The organism is Cyclobacterium qasimii M12-11B (assembly GCF_000427295.1).
In the GTDB taxonomy this organism is placed as follows: Bacteria; Bacteroidota; Bacteroidia; order Cytophagales; family Cyclobacteriaceae; genus Cyclobacterium; species Cyclobacterium qasimii.
Map to the genome: position 1 here is coordinate 1 of NZ_ATNM01000026.1, position 519 is coordinate 519.

Annotated in this window: 1 protein-coding gene; it reads right to left on the minus strand. The window is 33.5% G+C overall.

All coding sequences use genetic code 11. The annotated features are described in order from the left end of the window. The coding region (locus tag ADICYQ_RS02385) for a DUF8429 coiled-coil domain-containing protein (protein WP_040414147.1) at positions 1-502 on the minus strand (502 nt) is incomplete at its 3' end. Positions 503-519 lie beyond the last annotated feature (17 nt).

Consider the following 519-nt stretch of genomic DNA (forward strand, 5'->3'; position numbering starts at 1 on the left):
ATGCAGCGGCATCTTTAACAACAGTTGTAAGTTCTGTGTTCTGAACTAATAATGAGTCTGTAAACATTGTACGTTCAGCCAACTGAACTTGTGTACTATCTAAAGATGAGGCTAAGTATTGATTTTCACCTTTTAAACGATCGTTTTCAGTTAATAGAATGTCCATTTCTTCTTGTAAAGCCATGTACTTCTTTTTGTAGTTCCATAGACTACCAACGCTATTTTGAGATACTTTTAAAGAATCCATTAAACCCTGGATACGTTCTCTTGCAGCAATTAAATCTTGATTTTTAACTTCACTTTCAGCAATAGCTTCATCATAATCTTTGGCCATGTTATTAAGATCATTCATCACTTGTTTCTTTTCATTGACTAGCATCTTTTCATTCTCTTGCTTTTCGCTGTAAAGTTTAGATGTGTAGAAAGCCGTGACTAAGAATAATACTAATAATATACCTAAGCCTACTTTTAATCCTGTACTTGATTTTTGTGAACCTTCCATAAATTGTTAGTCGTGGG